The sequence below is a fragment of the Halohasta salina genome (genome assembly GCF_024178165.1).
Classification (GTDB): Archaea; Halobacteriota; Halobacteria; order Halobacteriales; family Haloferacaceae; genus Halohasta; species Halohasta salina.
Genome location: NZ_JAMZIE010000002.1, coordinates 440,786 through 459,027, shown reverse-complemented (window position 1 = coordinate 459,027; position 18,242 = coordinate 440,786). Strand labels below are relative to the sequence as shown.

The 18,242-nt window shown below is 66.8% G+C and carries 17 protein-coding genes; 5 read left to right on the top strand and 12 right to left on the bottom strand.

Annotated features, from left to right (window positions below; translation table 11 throughout):
• Position 1 precedes the first annotated feature (1 nt).
• The gene (locus NKJ34_RS06390) at positions 2-997 is read left to right on the top strand and encodes a GNAT family N-acetyltransferase (protein WP_253737449.1); all 996 of its coding nucleotides are present in this window, start codon (positions 2-4) and stop codon (positions 995-997) included.
• Positions 998-1,007: 10 nt separating this feature from the next.
• On the opposite strand, the gene NKJ34_RS06385 is transcribed toward NKJ34_RS06390, so the two are convergent.
• The 5 genes from NKJ34_RS06385 to NKJ34_RS06365 form a co-directional block, all read right to left on the bottom strand.
• Positions 1,008-2,021, bottom strand: coding sequence for a glycosyltransferase family 2 protein (locus NKJ34_RS06385; RefSeq protein ID WP_253737448.1), 1,014 nt, complete (start codon positions 2,019-2,021; stop codon positions 1,008-1,010).
• 301 nt (positions 2,022-2,322) lie between these two features.
• Positions 2,323-3,633, bottom strand: a complete 1,311-nt coding sequence (locus NKJ34_RS06380; protein WP_253737447.1) for a Rossmann-fold NAD(P)-binding domain-containing protein — start codon at positions 3,631-3,633, stop codon at positions 2,323-2,325.
• On the bottom strand, positions 3,630-4,580 hold the full coding sequence (locus NKJ34_RS06375; protein ID WP_253737446.1) for a Gfo/Idh/MocA family protein: 951 nt from the start codon (positions 4,578-4,580) through the stop codon (positions 3,630-3,632). Before NKJ34_RS06375 ends, NKJ34_RS06380 begins: the two co-directional genes overlap by 4 nt.
• The gene (locus NKJ34_RS06370) at positions 4,573-5,715 is read right to left on the bottom strand and encodes a DegT/DnrJ/EryC1/StrS family aminotransferase (protein WP_253737445.1); all 1,143 of its coding nucleotides are present in this window, start codon (positions 5,713-5,715) and stop codon (positions 4,573-4,575) included. Before NKJ34_RS06370 ends, NKJ34_RS06375 begins: the two co-directional genes overlap by 8 nt.
• Positions 5,716-5,900: 185 nt before the next feature.
• On the bottom strand, positions 5,901-7,040 hold the full coding sequence (locus NKJ34_RS06365) for a DUF1616 domain-containing protein (protein ID WP_253737444.1): 1,140 nt from the start codon (positions 7,038-7,040) through the stop codon (positions 5,901-5,903).
• Positions 7,041-7,365: 325 nt separating this feature from the next.
• Between NKJ34_RS06365 and NKJ34_RS06360 the strand changes: the two genes are divergently transcribed.
• Positions 7,366-7,908, top strand: coding sequence for a DUF7344 domain-containing protein (locus NKJ34_RS06360; RefSeq protein ID WP_253737443.1), 543 nt, complete (start codon positions 7,366-7,368; stop codon positions 7,906-7,908).
• A 9-nt stretch (positions 7,909-7,917) separates the two neighbouring features.
• On the opposite strand, the gene NKJ34_RS06355 is transcribed toward NKJ34_RS06360, so the two are convergent.
• Positions 7,918-8,106, bottom strand: a complete 189-nt coding sequence (locus NKJ34_RS06355) for a DUF7563 family protein (RefSeq protein ID WP_253737442.1) — start codon at positions 8,104-8,106, stop codon at positions 7,918-7,920.
• A gap of 457 nt (positions 8,107-8,563) precedes the next feature.
• On the opposite strand from NKJ34_RS06355, the gene NKJ34_RS06350 reads away from it, so the two are divergent.
• Positions 8,564-8,842, top strand: a complete 279-nt coding sequence (locus tag NKJ34_RS06350) for a winged helix-turn-helix domain-containing protein (protein ID WP_253737441.1) — start codon at positions 8,564-8,566, stop codon at positions 8,840-8,842.
• Positions 8,843-9,177: 335 nt separating this feature from the next.
• Here the strand turns inward: NKJ34_RS06350 and NKJ34_RS06345 are convergent, their stop codons facing one another.
• On the bottom strand, positions 9,178-9,489 hold the full coding sequence (locus NKJ34_RS06345; RefSeq protein WP_253737440.1) for a HalOD1 output domain-containing protein: 312 nt from the start codon (positions 9,487-9,489) through the stop codon (positions 9,178-9,180).
• Positions 9,490-10,003: 514 nt separating this feature from the next.
• On the opposite strand from NKJ34_RS06345, the gene NKJ34_RS06340 reads away from it, so the two are divergent.
• The gene (locus NKJ34_RS06340; RefSeq protein WP_253737439.1) at positions 10,004-11,137 is read left to right on the top strand and encodes a Gfo/Idh/MocA family protein; all 1,134 of its coding nucleotides are present in this window, start codon (positions 10,004-10,006) and stop codon (positions 11,135-11,137) included.
• 1 nt (position 11,138) lies between these two features.
• Here the strand turns inward: NKJ34_RS06340 and NKJ34_RS06335 are convergent, their stop codons facing one another.
• From NKJ34_RS06335 to NKJ34_RS06315, 5 genes are all read right to left on the bottom strand, one after another.
• The gene (locus NKJ34_RS06335) at positions 11,139-12,635 is read right to left on the bottom strand and encodes a flippase (protein WP_253737438.1); all 1,497 of its coding nucleotides are present in this window, start codon (positions 12,633-12,635) and stop codon (positions 11,139-11,141) included.
• Positions 12,636-12,638: 3 nt separating this feature from the next.
• Entirely contained in the window at positions 12,639-14,438 is a 1,800-nt protein-coding gene (locus NKJ34_RS06330; protein ID WP_253737437.1) for a hypothetical protein, read from the bottom strand.
• Between the two features lie 216 nt (positions 14,439-14,654).
• Positions 14,655-15,044 carry a hypothetical protein gene (locus NKJ34_RS06325; RefSeq protein WP_253737436.1) on the bottom strand — a complete coding sequence of 130 codons (390 nt, stop codon included), beginning with the start codon at positions 15,042-15,044 and terminating at the stop codon, positions 14,655-14,657.
• A 97-nt stretch (positions 15,045-15,141) separates the two neighbouring features.
• Complete coding sequence (locus NKJ34_RS06320) at positions 15,142-16,089, bottom strand: glycosyltransferase (RefSeq protein ID WP_253737435.1); 948 nt, start codon at positions 16,087-16,089, stop codon at positions 15,142-15,144.
• The gene (locus tag NKJ34_RS06315; protein ID WP_253737434.1) at positions 16,086-17,132 is read right to left on the bottom strand and encodes a DUF354 domain-containing protein; all 1,047 of its coding nucleotides are present in this window, start codon (positions 17,130-17,132) and stop codon (positions 16,086-16,088) included. Before NKJ34_RS06315 ends, NKJ34_RS06320 begins: the two co-directional genes overlap by 4 nt.
• 246 nt (positions 17,133-17,378) lie before the next feature.
• Here NKJ34_RS06315 and NKJ34_RS06310 point away from each other — a divergent pair, with 246 nt between their 5' ends.
• Positions 17,379-18,224 carry an AAC(3) family N-acetyltransferase gene (locus NKJ34_RS06310; protein WP_253737433.1) on the top strand — a complete coding sequence of 282 codons (846 nt, stop codon included), beginning with the start codon at positions 17,379-17,381 and terminating at the stop codon, positions 18,222-18,224.
• Positions 18,225-18,242: the final 18 nt, after the last annotated feature.

The following is an 18,242-nucleotide window of genomic DNA, read 5'->3' as shown; positions in this document are numbered from 1 at the left end:
GATGGTGCTCGATATCACTTCCGTCGACGATCCGGATGCGTGGAACGAACTGGTCGAACGGAGCCCGCAGGCGACGCCGTTTCACCGCGCCGAGAGCCTCGGCGTGATGGCGGACTACGCCGATGCGCGGCTCCACCCCTATGTCGGCTATAAAGGTCAGGAACCGGTGGGGATCTTCCCACTGTTCGAGCTCTCGAAGGGGCCGGTCACCGCCGCCTTCTCGCCGCCGCCCAAACAGAAGATCAGCTATCTCGGCCCCGCCTTGGTAACCCTCAACGGGAAACAGCGCCGCCGAGAGAAGACCAACAGCCGCTTTATTGCGGCCTGTCTCGACGAACTCGACGCGACGGTCGACCCATCGTTCGTCCACCTCCGGACCGCCACCGGCTACACCGACAGCCGGCCCTTCGTCTGGGCCGGCTTCGAGCCGACGACCCGCTACACCTACGAGGTCGACCTCGACCGGTCGGAAGACGATCTGTTGGCGGCATTCAGCAGCGACGCCCGCAGCAACATCACCGGCACCGATGCCGATGCCTACGAGATCTCTCGGGGTGGCGTCGTCGAGATCCGCCGGACGATCCGCCGGCTCCAGCAGCGCCACGCGGAGCAAGACGTCGCCTTCGAGATCACCCCGGAGTTCGTGGTCGACCTCTGGCGGGAACTCCCCGACGACGTCTTCCGGATCTACGCCTGCCACCGGGGCGACCGGTTCGTCGGCGGCCACATCACCCTCGAAACCGGCGACACCGTCTACGGCTGGCAGAGCTGGGGCGATATGGACGCCCCGATCCCGGTCAACGATCTACTCGACTGGGCGATTATCAGTTCGGCCCGCGAGCGTGGGCTCGAACGGTACGATCTGGTCGGCGCGAACAACGAGCGCATCTCGAAGTACAAGGCGAAGTTCGCCCCCGAACTGCGGACCTACCAGACGCTCCAGCGCGGGACGCCGGTGTTGACGCTGGCCGCCGAGGTCTACAAGCGGATACAGTAAGGCGGCCGACCTATTCTTCGGGCTCGACGCGGCTGTTCTGCGGCCAGCTGAACAGGCCGTCGAAGACCATTGCCACACAGAGCACGAAGATCCCACCGAGAGCGCTGGCCGTCGACCCATCGTCGTCGGCGAGTCCGGTCACCAGTCCGCCGAGCGTGCCGGCAGCGCCGCCGACGTACAACACAAGCGTTGCCATTCCGCGGGCAGTCCGGCGACCCGACCAGAGCCGCCAGAGGAACGTCCGCAGCAGCATGAGCGAGACGCGGGGGATGTACGTGAGATAGTTGATGTCGCTGTGTTCGTCGCCGTAGTTCAGCGGCGAGGGGACGTCGGCGACCCGGTGGCCGGCGACGTTCAGCCGGACCAGCAGATCGTTGCAGTAGCCGTAGAACTCGTACATGTTCTCGATGTCGGTCTCCCGAAGCGCGTCCAACGAGATCGCCGTATACCCCATCTGTGGGTCGCCGATCCGCCAGTAACCGCTGGCGATCTTGGTCAACAGCGTCAAGATCCGGTTGCCGACCAGCCGGAACCGCGGCATCTCGGCGTGGTCCTCGCGGTTGAGCAGCCGGTTACCCTTTGTATACTCGGCCTCGCCGGTCGTTATGGGCCGGATAATTCGTTCGAGGTAGTCGGGGTCCATCTGTCCGTCCCCGCCCATCACGGCGGTGACGTCGACCTCGTCCTCGCGGGCCCGCAGGTAGCCGGTTTTGATCGCGCCGCCGACCCCGCGGTTGGTTTCGTGGCGGATCGGGACGACCCGCCGGTCGAACGCCGCCCCGCCGTCGGTCGAGGTCGCGTCGACGGCCGATCTCTCTTCCGTCGACGCCGTCTCGCCGGTCGCGGCCGCGCTGTTGACCGTCGCGGCGGTCGCGGTGATCTCCGCCCACGTCTCGTCGGTCGACCGATCGTCGATGGCGTAGACGCGGTCGACGAAGTCCGGAAGCGTCTCGATCACCTCCCCGACGAACCCGGATTCGTTGTATGCCGGCACCACGACCGCGACCGTGTGTTCGTTGTACATGGGTGTCTCTGGCCGACTGAAACGCCCGGCCACTACGCGTTCTGCGGGGTTCGGTGGGTATTGTTATATCCACCTTGCGGGCCGGCGGCTCCCGCTAGCGGTCGGGTGGTGGTCGACACGCGGCCGTGGCGGTCCCCACGGCAGCCTCTCGGCCAGTATCGGGGAGCGAGCGGCCGGCTGTCAACCTAGGCGTCCGGACCGGGGCCGCGGCCGCCCGTTCGGCGCTCCCCCAGTAGGCGGTGACTACCGGCGTTTGGCTGCACATAACTGGTCCGTCGCGGTCGGCGCTTGCGGGAGCCGACTACCGGCTCCGGAGCGAATCCGGGCGACCGAGGCGTTGGCGGTCCTCGCCGACGTCGAGGGCCGACCCACAGCAGTCGACGACCGGGGCGTCGTAGCGCTCCCAGTCGAGTTCCTCGAACACCAGCCGGTCGGCGAGCACGACGACCGCGTCAGGATTGAGCCGGTTGGCCGCCCGGATCGAGACCGCATGGGGGGTGAGACCCCGGGGAAGGTCGGCGACCGGATCGCAGACCAGCGGTCGGGTCTCGGCCCGAGTCAACGCCCGGACGAGCAACGACAGCGGCATCGCCGCGGCGTCGTCGGCCCCTGCCTCGGGGACGCCAACGATCAGGACCGTCGTCTCTCCGTCCTCGGGGTCGTGGTCGACCGCATCCAGAACCGTCTCGGCGATCAGCCGCGGGAACTCCCGTGTCGACCGGTAGACGCTGTCGGTCAGCGGCGTCCGGTCGGCGACCGCATCCCGGAGGAACCCTGCCCCGATCGGCTGGCTGCCACCGACACCCGGACCGGGGAGTGGCCGGTCGACCCGCATCGAGACCAACTCGGCGACCGTCGCGGCGTCGATCCCCGCCGATACCGCCAGTTCGTTGCTCAGCGATCGCAACATCTCTTCGGCGGTCCGCTCAACGGCGTCGACACACTCGGCAGTCGCCACCGTCGGCACCGTCGAGACCGTGCCGGCGGTGGTCGCGCCGGCGAGGTCGGCGACCGCCTCTCGGCTCCGATCGTCGGTGCCGGCGACCACCGAGTCACCGCTCCGGATCGCCCGCAGCGACCGATCGGTCGGCAGCGCCCACACCCCCAATCCGACCGCCTCAGTCGACGGCCCGCCGTCAGCCAGCGTCCGGGCGACGACGCCCTCGGTCGTCCCCGGCGGTACCGGTGGGATCACCACGACGATATCGCCGGGGTCGACGCCGGCGGCGGCATCCCGGAGCGTCGACCGGAGCGCCGAGCAGTCCGGCGTGTCGTCGGTCCGTAGCCCCGCACCGACCGCCAGCAGGTGGATCCGGGCGTCGGCCGCCGCGGCCGCGATGTCGGTCGTCGACCGGAGCCTGCCGGCCTCGATCTCGTCGGGCAGTGCCGACGCGACCAGCGGGCCGCCGGCCGGCGGCTGACCGCGACGGACCGCGCTCACCCGGCTCCCGTCGGCGTCGGCGGCGGTCACCGATCCCACTGCCTGCGCACACAGCACCGACAGCGCGAGGCCGGTCCGATCGAGTCCGTAGACCGCCACGTCGAGCCGCTCAATGGCCAACGCGTCGCCGTCGACTCCCGACCGGCGGTCGTCGAACAGTGCGTCGATCATTCGCGTTCGGCGACGGCCTCGACCCGCTGGACGAGTTCGAGCGCGCGGACGCCGTCGGCGGCCGTGACGACCGGCTCCGAACCGGTTCGGACGGCCTCGACGAACGCCGTCAGCTCCTTTTTGAGCGGTTCGCCGTTCTCGACGGTCGGCTGTTCGACGACGTTCTCATGGCGGTAGCGGACCTCGCCGTCGGTCTCGACGTACTCCGGCAGCGAGTGGCGGTTGATCCGAACCGACTGGTCGATGTAGTCGACGGTGACCCGGCAGCTCTCGGCGGTGATCGACAGCGTCCGAACCTTCTGTTGGGTCACCCGGCTGGCGGTCAGCGTCGCCACGACGCCGGATTCGAAGGCGACGGTTGCGGCGACGTACTGGTCGTCGGCGGTCTCGGCGGCGTAGACGTCGGCGACCGGCTCGTCGACCAGCGACAACAGCACGTCGGCGTCGTGGATCATCAGGTCCGTGGCGACGCCGTCGGCGATCTCCCGGCCCGCCGGCGGGCCGAGCCGCTGGCTGTCGACCGCGATCACGTCGAGATCGGTTGCGACCGTCTCCAAGGTCCGTACCGCGGGGTTGAACCGCTCGATGTGGCCTACCTGCAGGGTGACACCGGCCTCCTCGGCGGCGACCAGTAGCTCCCGACCTTGGGCGGGCTCCTCTGCGATCGGCTTCTCGATCAGCAGCCCTACCCCTGCCTCGATGGCCGCCATCGCGGTGTCGTAGTGGTAGGGCGTCGGGACGGCGATCGAGACCGCCGCCGCCGTCGACAGTAGCGAGTCGACGCTCGTCGGCGTCGTCCCGTACTGGGCGGCGGTCTCGGCGGCCGCCTCGGCGTCGACGTCGGCGACACCGACCAACTCGGCGCTCGGCAACTCCTGATACACCCGGGCGTGGTGTTGGCCCATGCTGCCGACGCCGATCACGCCGACCGGGAGTCGGTCAGTCATCGGCCCCCTCCCCCTCTGCGGTCGCCGGCGGCCCGGCGTCGACGGGGTCTTCGAGCCGGTCGTAGGCCCGCAGGATCGTCGTCAGTCGGTCGATCTGGCGCTCTGAGAGCCCCGGATGGACCGGCAGCGAGACCACCGATTCGGCGGCGGCCTCCGCCTCGGGCGCGGTCGGCTCGTGGTCGGCATACGGCGGCTGGTGATGGATCGGCGTCGGGTAGTAGACCGCAGTGTCGACACCCGCCTCGTCGAGATACGACCGGAAGGCCTCCCGGTCGTCGGTGCGGACGGTGTACTGGTGGTAGACGTGGCGGAACCCCTCCGGTTCGGTCGGCGGGACGATCGCGTCGACGTCGGCCAGCGTCTCGGTGAGCCGCGCGGCGGTCGACCGGCGGGCGGCCGTAAACTCATCGAGCTTGTTCAGCTGGGCCAGCCCGATGGCGGCCGCGAGGCTCGTCAGTCGGTAGTTGTGGCCGACGGTGGCGTGTTCGTAGGTCTCCGTCCGACCGTGGTTGACCCATCGGGCCGCCCGGTCGGCGACCGCCTCGTCGTCGGTCACGACCATTCCGCCCTCGCCGGTAGTCATGTTCTTCGTCGGATAAAACGAGAAACAGGCCGCCTCCCCGAGCGAGCCGACCGGCTGGCCGTCGATCGCCGCCGCGTGGGCCTGGGCGGCGTCCTCGATCAGCAGGCAGTCGTGTTCGTCGGCCAGCTCCCGGAGCCGGTCCATCGGGGCCGGCAGCCCGTAGAGGTGGACTGCGAGGATGGCGTCGACCTCTTGCGCTTCGAGGACCGCCTCGACGGCCGTCGGATCGAGGTTGTAGGTCGACGGGTCGATGTCGGCGAAGGCGACCGACGCGCCCGCGAGTCGGATCGCGTTCGCACTGGCGATGAAGGAAAACGGCGAGGTGAGAACCGTGTCGCCGGCCCCCAGTTCGAGCGCGCGCATCGCCGTCTCGAGGGCGGTCGTGCCGTTGGATGTGGCGACCCCGTGGGGGGCTCCACAGCGGTCGGCGAACGCCGACTCGAAGGCCCGAACCGTCGGGCCGTCGGCCAGCCGTCCGCCTTCGAGGACTGCCGCCACCCGGCGGTGTTCGTCCCGGCCGATATCCGGGTCGGCGATCGGGATCCGGCTCATTGCGGCCTCCCGGCCGGCGGGCTGTCCGTACACGATACGGATCCGGCGTCGACACGCGTCTGTGTGAAATACATAGGTGTTCGCAGCCGCGATGGGGTCATCACGGTCGCAGTACCCGACGACAGACGGGAGCCGGTCTTTGTTATGAGTCCATTTGGTCAGTAGGTGCCACCTTACCCGCCGGCTCACCGATCGGCGGTCAGCGACGGCGGCTGCTCGGGGATCGGTTCGGTTCGCCCGCGGTCGGTATCGACCGTCCCGTCGAGATCGGGCTCGCCGTCGATAGGCTCGCCGTCCGGCGATCCCCCATCGCCGACCATGCGCGTGGTGAAGTGGACGTGGCGGTCGGCGCTCTCCGGGCCGGCTTCGTCGGGAGCCACCCCGCGGTACAGATAGTAGCTGATGCGGTACTCCCCGCCCGTATCGGGGGTGATCGTCATCGGCTGGAGCCGGCGCTGCCCGTCATCGAGGCTGGTCTCGAAGCGGAGCAGCTCGGTCGACTCGATCGGCCGCACCGACTCCGTCCGTTCGATGAGCTGGTCGGCGGTGACGACAATCGTGTAGGTCTGCTGGCGCCCCTCTCGGTTGTCGATCCCGACGACCAGCTCCGCGCCGTCGGTCGTGATCTCCTCGGGATACTCGCCGAGGGTGGGGTCGGCCGGCGAGCCGGTCATCACCCGGAGGTCGGTGAACGATTCGCCGGACGGCGGCACCGCGAACACGTAGCCCGTGGCCACGACCGCCACCAACAGGGCCACCGCCAGCGCGATCGTCGCGAGCCGCTCGCCGCGGGCCATCTCCGGGTCGAACGGCGCCGTGATCGCCCCGTGGATCGAATCGATCGGGAACCGAAACCGGTCGACGGCGGGCGTCCGGAGCCGGCGCACGGAGGCGACGACCGCCCCGACGAGGACGAACACGACGAGCGCCGGGAGGATCGCGCCGTCGAACGCCGCCACCGGCAGCAGTTCGAGGCCGATCCCGAACAGGGGAACGAGCGCTACGCTGAGCCCGACCGACAGTGCCAGCCGCTCGGTCAGCCCCACCTGTGATCGGTCCCCGACGGTCGACGTCGACTGCGCGCCGGCAGCCGGTACCCGACCGCTTGGTGGCCCGCTCCGTGGGAAGAGGACGCCGACAAGCACGTAGCCCGGCAGGAAAAACAGGAGCGGCACCGCCACCAGAAACCGAACGGGTCGGCCCGCTCCGACTGCGTAGAGCCCGACGATGGCGGCGACGACGAGGACGACCGCCACCATGTCGATCGGGACGGTTTCGGCTGTGGGCAGCCGACCGTCGGCATCGTTCGAGTCACTGAGCGTCACCGGACACCTCGCGGTGGCGACTCGGTAGGAGTCCGATACATGTACCGGAGGCCGCAGGGCGGTCGGCTTTGTTATGCCGAGCATAGCGGCTGCCGCCATCGGTAGCCGCCTCCTACCGGCGGCGGATCGGTCGGCGTCCTGCGGTCGGCTCCTGTAGCCGGGATCGGCGATTCGGCGTCGACCGACCGCCTGCCCGGATAAATAGCCGCCTACTGTGAGTAATTTACTCGTAACAAAGTGTCGAACAGGAATCAATCCAATCGGATTTCGGCGATCCCCCGCCGTGTTCGGGGACCGACACAGATACAACCACACCAGATATCGAATGTCAGATTCCGATTATCAACAGCTGTCACAAGATACGGTTTTCGACCTGCTGAGCAACCCCAGACGACGGTTCGTCTTGCACTACCTCAAGCAGGCCGACGGCCCCGTTCGGCTCAGCGAGCTCGCCGCCGAGATCGCGGCGATCGAAAACGAGGTGTCGGTCGAAGAACTCACCAGCCAGCAACGCAAGCGGACCTACGTCTCGCTGTACCAGACACACATTCCGAAGCTAGAGGACGCGGGGGCAGTCCACTACGACGCCGAAACCGGCCGAGTCGAACTCGGATCGGGGGCCGGCGAGATCGGGGCCTACTTCCGCCAACAGCGGAGCAGCCGGCCGTGGCAGTACTACTACCTCGCCCTCGCCGGCGTTGGCTTTGCGGTCTACGTCCTCGCCGGCATCGCTGGCGTCACCACCGGCCTCCAGTTTCTCGTCGGGGTGGCGGTGCTCGTCGCCTTCGGAGGAGTTGCCGCCGCCCACTATTTCTCGTTGCGCAGGGAGCAGACCGAACTCCCCTCGAACCTCGTCGACAGGGAGTAAGCCGGTAGCTTACGGCTGTTTGCCACCACCTTCGCGGAGGTCACGGAGTGTCAGGCAACTCAGACAGCCGTACAGCGAGCCGTCGTTCGCGCCGAAGACCCGGACGAACTGCTTGGTGACGTAGTGGCCACAGTTCTGACACTGCCGGTTGGCCGACCGCCGTTTTGTTGGTGCCTCTTGGGGGGAGAGTGCATCCATGCGCGACCCTCCGACAGCTATCGGCTTTGTTATAGTTACCGTAGGAACGTTTCGAACCGTTCGAGCACGGAACGCGACCACACTGGCGGGGATCCGACCGCCGGCCGATCGGTCGACAGTCGGTCGACCGGTTCAGCCCGAATTACCGAGTCGGTAAGATGATCCAAACAATGGATAATCTGAGAAATACCCGGAAACGACGCGTAAACAGTCTGTAACAGAGAGGTAGCATCGCCAACCTCATATGTACCGAAGGGGTCAATGCTGTAGCGGCGGCGGGAGACACAGGCGGGTCGGCGGCACGTCCGCCGGCACCAACTCCCGTATGAGACCCGTGACGAGGCCGGCCAGCGGGCTGGCAGTGGGCTGCGGGCGAGCGGTCGGCGTTGGTCCTACGATCGGCCGTCGAACGACGACGGCAGCTCCGCGGAGAGAGATAATGACAGAGGGACAACAAATGGCAGAAGATTGGGACGAAATCGGCTTCGTGATCAGCTCTCAGTACCGGATTGCAGTCTTGAAACGACTCTCGGAGGGACCAGCAACGCCCTCCAGAATCGCCGAAGACTCCGGGATCGGCATCACCCACGTTTCGCGAGCACTCGGTCGGCTCCGAGAGCGCAAGCTCGTCGAGCTACTCGTGCCCGAGGAGCGCAAAAAAGGTCGGGTCTACGGCGTGACCGACCGTGGCGAGGAGCTCTGGGACCAGATACAGGCGAAAAACCTTATCGACTGATTCGGTCCGTGGAGACGGCTCCAATCGACCACCGCCGGTCGATCCGGTACCGCTCCTGAGCAGTCGACGGGATTCCTGCCAGTGACCCGGTCACTGGCTGGAGGGCACACACGTTTCTGTGGTGTAGTTGACAAACGGTTGGAGGGCTACTCTTCGTCGGCGTCCGGCAGCAACATCTCTGGACGCCGTGCGTATGCGGGGGTGTCGACGAACTGCGAGATCCGATCGAGTTCGTCGTCTGTCAGCCAATCGGACATGCACCTGCACGTTCTGCACACTCATATAAAAATGTAGAGGTAATGGTCATTCCCAGAATGTAACAATTTATAGCATAGTTATTTTGCCATCTCTCCGACGAGGATCTCGCCGTTCTGTGTCACCGTCACCGCGCAGCTGCCGAAGGCAAAGGAGATTCGAACGTCGCTGTCGCCCGTTCCGGAGGCCAGCAACGTCTCGAGGGCGTCGGGGTCGACGACGTCGTAGAGCCGCGGTTCCAGCGACAGCGGGTCGACGTCGCAGACCGTCGCCACCGCGTGGGCGATCGAGACACCGATCGACTCGTCGGGGTGGTCGTACCGAAACCGCCGTGGCTGGCTATCCTGTTCACCGCTCGGCCGTGAACTGCCCGGAGAGGATTCATCTGTCATAAGTTGGCCCGTATGCACTCCGCTGAGTAGGAGACGCCTTTTAAAACACTTGCTGTTAGACCGAGATTATCGACCTGATCCGGGCCGGTGAGAGCTTCGACGGCTGCTACTAGGTGCTTCCTACCCTCGTGGTTGCGAACCGAGACGGGAATAACCTCTACCTACTGCAGTCGCCGGATCGACGTCGTCGGGGGCTGTCCGTCGATACACCCTGTCTGCGGGTTGATCTCCACCCTCCGACGCCCAAACTCCTGCTCATCGACGATACCGCCTCGTCGATCGTCGGTACTTGAGTGTGCGTTCGATCAGCCGGTGGTTATAGCTGACAGCCCGACGGAACGACCCGCGTCGACGGAGCTGTTTGTCGGCCTCTGTGGCCGTCACCGATCCGAGTCGGTCGACCGACTACGCTGGCGGTAGCGTCCGTTTCGCGTCCGAATCAACGGTCGGGGTGGGGTGGCTGGCGACCGAATACCGGCCCATAACAAAATACCGTCGACGGCATCTAGGAGCGATGTCACTTCAGACGGCAGTCATCGGTGGCGGGACCGTCTCCGAGACCCACCTCTCGGGACTCTCCCGCAACCCAAAGACGGAGCTAGTAGCGATCTGTGATCTCGACGAGGCCACCGCGAGGGATCGAGCCACCGACTACGGGATCAAGGCCTACTTCGACGTCGCGGAGCTGTTGGACTCCGAAGGGCTCGACTGGGTCCACGTCTGCACCCCGCCGCAGACCCACCTAGCGGTCGCCACCGAGGTCCTCGAAGCCGGCGTCCCGGTGCTGATCGAAAAGCCGGTGACCGAAACCATCGACGAGTTCGAGGAGCTCGCGGCGGTCGCCGACCGCGAGGGCGTCGACTTCTCGGTCGTCCACAACCACAAGTTCGGGCTGGTGATGCGGCAGCTTCGGGAGTCGATCGCCGCCGGCGACATCGGGACGGTCCGCGGCGTCGACCTGCTGTATACGGGCTCGACCGAGCCCGATACGGCCAACCGCGGGCCGTGGAACTTCGAGTTGCTCGGCGGGGAGTTCGAGGAGGGACTCCCTCATCCGCTGTATCTCGGGCTCACCGCCGGCGGGATCCCCCGGAGCGAGGCCGACGTGGCCGCCCAGACGAGTCTGGTCGGCGACTACGAGATGGAGTTCGGCTACGACGGCGCACAGCTCCAGTACGTCAGCGAGGCGGGTGCGCTGTGTTCGATCACGATGCTCTCCGGTACCAAGCCGGTCCGCATTCTGTATGTCCACGGCTCGGAGTCGACGCTGGCAGCGGATCTCGTCTCCCAGACGCTGGTCCGGCTCGACCGTGATTACAAGGCCTCGCCGCTGGCCCGTGCCCGGAACAATATCGACCAGATCGCCGACCGGATCCGGGGGACCGCCGCCAACGCCGGGGTCGTCCTCGCGGACAAACGCGCCGGCGAATGGGAGACGGCGGTGGAGCGCAACGGCAGCTACTACCAGTTCGATCGGGAGGCCGAGGCGCTGTTGACCGGCACCGAGCCGGCGGTCTCGGTCGAGGAGGCCCGATGGACCGTCCGGCTTCAGGAGGCGATCCGTGCGAGCGTTCCGGAGGAGCGCACCGTGGCCGACGAGGCGGCTGACGAAGGAGCCGTCGAATCCGAGGCCGCCTCGGACGACTAGCTCAGTCGGCGTCGGCAGTCGACGAGGAGGGCGCGACGTACGACCACAGCTGTTCGATGTCGATGACGCCCCACGCCGCCGACAGCGCCAACCAGATCCCGCCCCCCGTAGCGATAACCGCACCGAGGGTGAAGACGCCGCTCACGTAGGGGCGAAGGAGCCACACTCCCACGCCCATTATTCCGGCGATGAGGCCGATCCGGGCGACCGAGCCAGTGACGACCCGGAACCGGATCGGTAGCTCGGTCGAGATGATGTAGACGCTGAGCAGCGTGTAGGCCCCGAAGGTGACGACCGACGCCGCCGCCGCGCCGGTCGCTCCGTAGATCGGGATCAAAAGCAGGTTCAGCGAGACGTTACTGATGGCCATCCCGCCTTTGAAGATCGCCCGAATCCGGGCCCGCCCGAGGTAGTCGAGGCTATCGGTGGTGATCTTGTTGACCGCGTTGGCGAGAATAAAGAGGCTGAACACCTGTACCACCGGCGTCGCACCGAGATACGACGCGCCGAAGACGTGCCGCATCGTCGGCTCGGCGACCAAAATCAACCCGACAGTCGCCGGGATGTAGAAGATCAACACGTGTTCCAGCGAGTACTCGTAGAGCCGGGCGGCCCGTTCGAGACGGTCGCCGGCCTTGTCCTCGCCGAACGCCGGCGAGATCGTATACCCCAGCGAACTCGCCGGCGAGACGCAGGCATCGGCGACCTGTTTGGCGACCGCGTAGTAGGCCGCCGGCGTCAGCCCCGCCAGCGACGTCACGAGGATCGTGTCGACCTTTTTGTCGATGACGGTTGCCCCGCGGGTCGCGGTCAGCGGGACGCTGTACTCGACGAGCCGCCGCGCTAGCCCGTCTTCCATCTCGGACGCGGTCGGCAGCGACGTATAGATCCGGCTGTAGAGCAGCCAGCCGCCGATCGTCACTGAGAGCACGAAGCCCAGCAGATAGCCCGCCAGCGCACCCCACACTCCGAAGCCGGCGACGACGAGCCCCACCGCGAACACGAGTCGGCCGATCTGGGCGGTCGCGTTGAGCCCCGCGCTCAGGGGGATCTCGTTGAGCCCCTGGAGGACGGCAGTCAGGTACTTATGCAGCGACTCGAAGACGACGTAGACGGCCGCCAGCGACAGCAACGGTGCGATCGCCGCCTCGCCGACCAGCGCCGTGATCGGCCCGTCGAAGCCGGCGATGACGACCGCCGTCAGCAGGCCGAAGCCGGCGACGAACAGCAGCGATATCCCGAGGATCCGGGGGACCTGCGAAGGGTCGACCTCGGAGTACTCGGCGACGTAGCGGGCCGCCGAGGAGGGCAACCCGAGGGTCGCAAACATCGAGGCGACGCCGACGACCGAGACGACCGTATACAGCAGGCCGTACTGGTCGGTGGTAAACAGGAATCGGGTGAGAATCACCAACAGCAGTGCGTTGGTGGCGATCTTGACGATCCGGGCCCCGAAACTCGCTTTGACGCCGGCGGCGATGCGGTCGGCGAAGGACATGAATTACTCCCCGTTGTCGATCAGGTACAGTCGAAAGCCGCCGTTGTCCTGTACACGGTAGATGTTGCCCCGCCGTTCGAGGGCCGCAAACCCGTCGTCGGTGTACCGGAGTCCATCGTAGAGTTCGACTTCGGTGGCGTAGTTCGATTCCTGTATCCCGAGATACCGGTCGTCGTCGTACGCCGTCGACAGGTTGGTGTTGAACACCGGTCCGGGAACGCCGACATCGGGGAATTCAACCCGATCGGCCGTCGGCCGGCCGTAGTAGGTCTGGACGTACCGGCGGGGGCCGCTTCTGGTCCCCATGAAGACGGTGTCTTCGACGCGATGGTCGAAAGCGACCGTGTGGCCCGCCATCGAGCGCTCGGTGACGTGGCCGTTCGACTGGTAGTAGTACGGCGAGGGATGTATCGCCGCCGCCTGTGCGGCCATCGCCACCGTCAGGACGACTACCAGCCCCGCGGCGACCGTTCGCCGCGAGACGACGCCGTCGACCCGCCCGACGAGGGCGACGATCCCGACCGCCCCCAGAATCGTCACCGGACCCATGATGAATCCCAGAAACCGGAAGTAGTGGTCCCCCTGATCGGCCGCGAACACGGCGAGAAACGCAAACCCGAGCGGGACGAGCCCGGCGGTCAGATACGTCACCAGTGCCCGCCGGTCGGTCGGTCGGTCGTCGAGTCGACCGAGCAGGGCGGCCACCATCAGCGCCGCCGCGATCACCGAGACGAGCAACGCGACGCCGAACAGTTTCACGAACAGTTCCTCGATGCTGCCGCCGAGGGCCGCCAGCGACGCGGCCTGCGTGTCGGTGCTCTCCGCGCCCGCGGTCACACCCACCTGTTGGAACTGCGAGGCGACGAACCGGATCCGCCCGACGGGCCGGTCGTGCTGGGGGAGCCACGTGGCGAAGACGAGAAACGTCAGCGCGGCGTGGGCGTAGATCGGGCGGTGGCGAGCGATCCGGCTGGTCGGTCGCCACCGGGTGGCCGCCAGCTGGACGACTGCGATCCCGCCGAGCAACAGCAGGAGACTCAGCGTCTCCTGTGGGTGAATAAACACCATCGCCACGCAGACGACCGCCAGCGCGATCCCGATCGGCGTCCCGAGGGTCGACCCATCGTCCGGAGCGGTGACGAACCGCAAGACGAGATACAACACCAGCGGGAGGAACAACACCGCCTGACTCGACGGGTGGGCCAGCAGATGGATGCTGAGGTGGTTGATCGGGACCAACAGCAGACCGACGGCGACGCCGACCGGCAGGCCCCACCTGTTGCCTGTGAGATACTGCACGCACAGTGCGGTAAAGACGACGCTCACGATCGGAAAGACCACAAGCGGGACGAACTGCAGGGTGTCGGTCAGCGCGAAGCCGCTGAGTTCAGCCAGATACGCTGCGGTCGTGTGGATCCCCGGATAGACGAACTCAAGCGGGCTCAGGGTTCCGGCGTGAAGCTCACGGGCCCAGCCGAGGTGGGTCATCGAGTCGCCGGCCCCGTAGAAGAAGTAGCCACGCACGAGCGGCAGCGCGAAGACCGCAAGCGCTACGCCCGTCACAAGGCCGAGGCCGATCGCCCGAATCCCGCGGGCAGCCGGCGGGGAGAACGCGACCGTCAGCCCGAGGACGCCGGCGACGACGACGCCGATCCAGAAGCCGACCGGCGTCGACCGGTAGATCGAAAGCTCGTAGCCGGTCGCCGGCCGGCTGTAGGCGGCCACGAGCGCGCCGGCGAACGCGAGACAGCCGACCGCGAGCAGTGCCTTCAGAACCGTCGCCTGTCGTCTGGTGTCAGTCATAGATGCGCCCCGACGCCGCCGAGCCGCCATGCGGCGTGCGGACTACCCGAGACTGTCACGAGACGCGCTTTGTTATAGGTCGCTTGTGCCGTCGGCTCGCCGGCTGCCGGTAGCAAACGATCCCGTAGACGAGTCGGCGAGGCGACAGCGGCCGGAATCCGCACACAGAAACCGAACCCCGGTAGTTAGCCGCGGGGTAAGTAGTCCCTACTCCCGTTAGAGGCCGTGGCTATCAATGACCTCGGTCTCTCGGCCCTCGTAGACGGCGACGACCTCGAAGGATTCGGCCTCCATGGTCACCTCGTCGCCGACGTAGTTGAGCGCGTCGACCCGCTCGCCGTCGACGTGGAGCTCCAAGAACTTCGCATCGCCCTTCTCGGACCATCGAACGCTGGTCTTTCCGTCGACGTTGGTTTCCATGATGACGCCCGTCTCGGTCGCGTTGGCGGGATCGGAGTTGAAGTTACGGTCGGCGAACTCACCGGCGACGACTGCCGCACCTACGACACCCGCGACCGAGGCCGCCGAGACGACCAGCACTACCACACACCAGAAGTTGATCACGTCGACTTGCGCGCGTGTCTCCGTGTCGGTGTTGGTAGTCATAGATTACGGCTCCCTCAACGACTGGGCCGTTGGTAGGTAGCGAATAACCGGCGTCTACGAGTAAAAATCCATCGCCACGTGGGCCCCGATATCCCACTCAGTCGTCGCATGCGCGCCGGTAGACGCCGACGAGGCGATCGATCTGTCCGGCGAGGCTGATCTCGGCGATCCGCTCGCGGCCGTCGGACCGCTCGCCACGCCGAAGGATGTCGACGAGTGCATCCACGAGGGCGTCGTCGTCGGTGTGGACTGCCGACGGCTCGACGTCCGCCAGCCGGTCGGCGACGTCGCCGACGTCGGTCGCAACCACCGGGAGGTTACAGGCCATCGCCTCCTTGACCGAGTTGGGCGACCCCTCGCGGCGGGAGGTCAACAGCAGCGCGTCCGCGGCGTTCATGTAGCGGTACATCTCCTCGTGGTCGACGCCGCTGACGGTGTGGAGTTCGACCGGCCGCGACAGCCGGCCCTCGGCGGCCGCGGCGAGCCGCTCGGCCCGCGGGTAATCTTTTACATCGCGTGTCGGCGGGTACGGAAACAGCACGTGGGCACTCCCCGGTGCCCATCCGAGGGTCTCCTGGCAGTCGGCCTGTGGCTCCGGTCGGAACCGCTCGCTGTCGACGCCGTGGGCAATGACGTGGCAGTCGCCGTCGAGTTCGGCGGCCATCTCCGGGGACATGACGATCACCTCGTCGGCCAGCCGGGCCGACAGCCGGCCGATCGGTCCGTAGGTACCCAACAGATCGCTGCCCCACAGCGAGACGACTGTCGGATGGTTCCGCTGGATCACCGCCGGCGGGGCCGACAGCCCGTAGTTGGCGTGGACGAGGTCGTAGGCCCCGCGGCTGGCCCGGAAGGCCGCGACGTAGAACCGGGCGTAGTCGTGCGGTCCTCTGCCGCCGCCGTCGCCGTCCGGCACCGTGAGGACGTCGACGCCGATTCCACGCCCCCGGAGCCGGTCGACCTGCTGACGATAGAACCGGGCCCGGTGGTTCGTGACGAGGCTCAACACCCGTAACTCCGCGTCTGCCGGTCGGGTCGAAGTCATCGACCACCTCCATCGGCGGCTTCCTCGATCACACCGAGGAGATGGCCGGTCACGTCGGGGGTCGACTCCAGCAGCGCCGCCCGCCGCTGGTCCCACCGATCGCCTGCGGCTGGGTCGGTGGCCAGCTCGATGGCCCGCTCGTGGGCGGTCGTTTCGTCGCTGATCGAGTCGACGAGCCCGTAGTCGTCGAGCCGGACGAACACCCCGAGAGCCTCGTCGGTCGCATGGGAGTTCGCCCGAATCGTCGGCGTTCCCAGCAGGGCGGCCTCGGTCGCCATCGTCTCGCTGTCGCCGACGAGCAGATCGGCAAACGCCAGCAGATGGTGGATGTCGGCCGGCTCCACCGGTACCGGCTCCCCGGCAATACCGTCCGGAAGCGACCCCTCCGCGGAGATGTAGACCGTCCCATGGGCCGACAGCGCCTCGGCGAGCCGACGTTTGCCCGCCGGCGAAAACCCCGCCCGCGAGCGGTCGTGGTGAGCCCCCATCGAGACGAACCGGAGGACGAAGTAGCGCTCCGCTGGATCGATGTCGTACTCCCGGAGTCGATCGGGGTCGGGCGAAAACCGGTCGGGGTGGAGGTAGGCGAGTTCGTCGACGCCTTCGTGGACGCGCTGGCGGTCGCCGTAGTCGCCGGTGAACCATGCGGGCGTCCACCAGTAGTCGACGAAGGGGCCGATCAGGGTGGCGATCCCCCGGGCGTACTCGGTGTCGGTACAGACCACGCTCGAGGCACCGGTCAGCGCCGCCGCGTGGACCGCCGAGGGAAGCGCCCGGCTAACGATCACGTCGGGATCGAATGCCCGCGTATAGCTGATCGTCCGGAGCTCGCGGAGCGACCATTCGGCGACCAGCGCCGCGATGCTCCGGCCCTTCGAGGAGAGCACCGTGTGGTCGATCCCGTATGCCTCCAGCAGCGCCGTCGTCACTTCCTTCTCCCGGGCGGCGACGGCGACGCTGTGGCCGTCGGCCGCCAGCGTCCGGATCGCGTTCTTGAACAGATGGACGTGTGCGGGGTGTGTCACGTCGAACTGAACCCGCATCAGTGATCACGGCGGTCGCGCCCGCCGGCCTGCGGTCGACTCGGCGCTGTTCGATCGATCGCCTGCACCCAATTCGAATCTGGCATGGATGGCCAGCAGTGGGTTGTACGGTTTGTTATGCCCCACCTACTGAAGTGTGATCGGCCGATGGCTTCCAGTACCGAGTCGGACTACGCCCGATCAGCCGGCAAACGTCTTGCGACAGGGAAACGGCGGTCGATATCAGTTGCTCGCGGTTCGATCAATATGATTCGAAACAGTTCACACAGCTCTCGGTCGACCGCTCGCCGCGCCATCCAGCGCGTCACACACCTCCCCGAAACGGCGTGGTGTAGTGCCACCCACTACCTGTACAAACAGCGAAGCCGGTCGGTCGGGCCGATCGACGGATCCCTCCTCGATACGATCATCGAGGGCTACACCGACGACATCGTCTTCGTCCATATCGGGCTGAGCGACGTCAAAACCGCACTCGGCGGCGACCCCTACGAGGCCATCGTCGACCGGCTGGACCGGGCCTTCGAGTCGGTGTTGGTGCCGGGATTCACCAAATCGTTCCGGGAGACCCGTCGGTTCGACGTCGACGACACGCCGCCGGAGTTGGGTGCGTTCTCGGGACTGTTCTTCGAGGACGCCGACTACCGGACGCCGGATCCACTCCACTCGATCCTCGTCGGGGGGCCGTATCGGTTCGCCGACTGTACGTTCCGGGACACCTTCTCGCCGGCGGGCTGTTACGGCCGACTTAGCGACGACAACGTCCTCTGTCTCAACATCGGGACGCCGTGGCTGATCTCGACACAGCTTCACTATATCGAACGCATCTGTGACGTCCCCTACGCCTCGACGATCGAAATCGAGGGTGAACTCCGTGCCGACGGGTCGACCGAATCGATCACCCAACGAACCTACAGCAAGAACAACTACCTCTACTTCTGGAACCGCCGCGGCCTCCGGGACGACATGGTGGCCGCGGGAGTGATGGATCACTATCTGCTCGACGGACTGAACGTGATGGGGGTTCGGGCCGGCGATATGGAGGCGTTCCTCGCCGAGCGGATCGAAAGCGATCCCTACTATCTCGTGCGATGAGCCGTCGGTAGGCGTCGA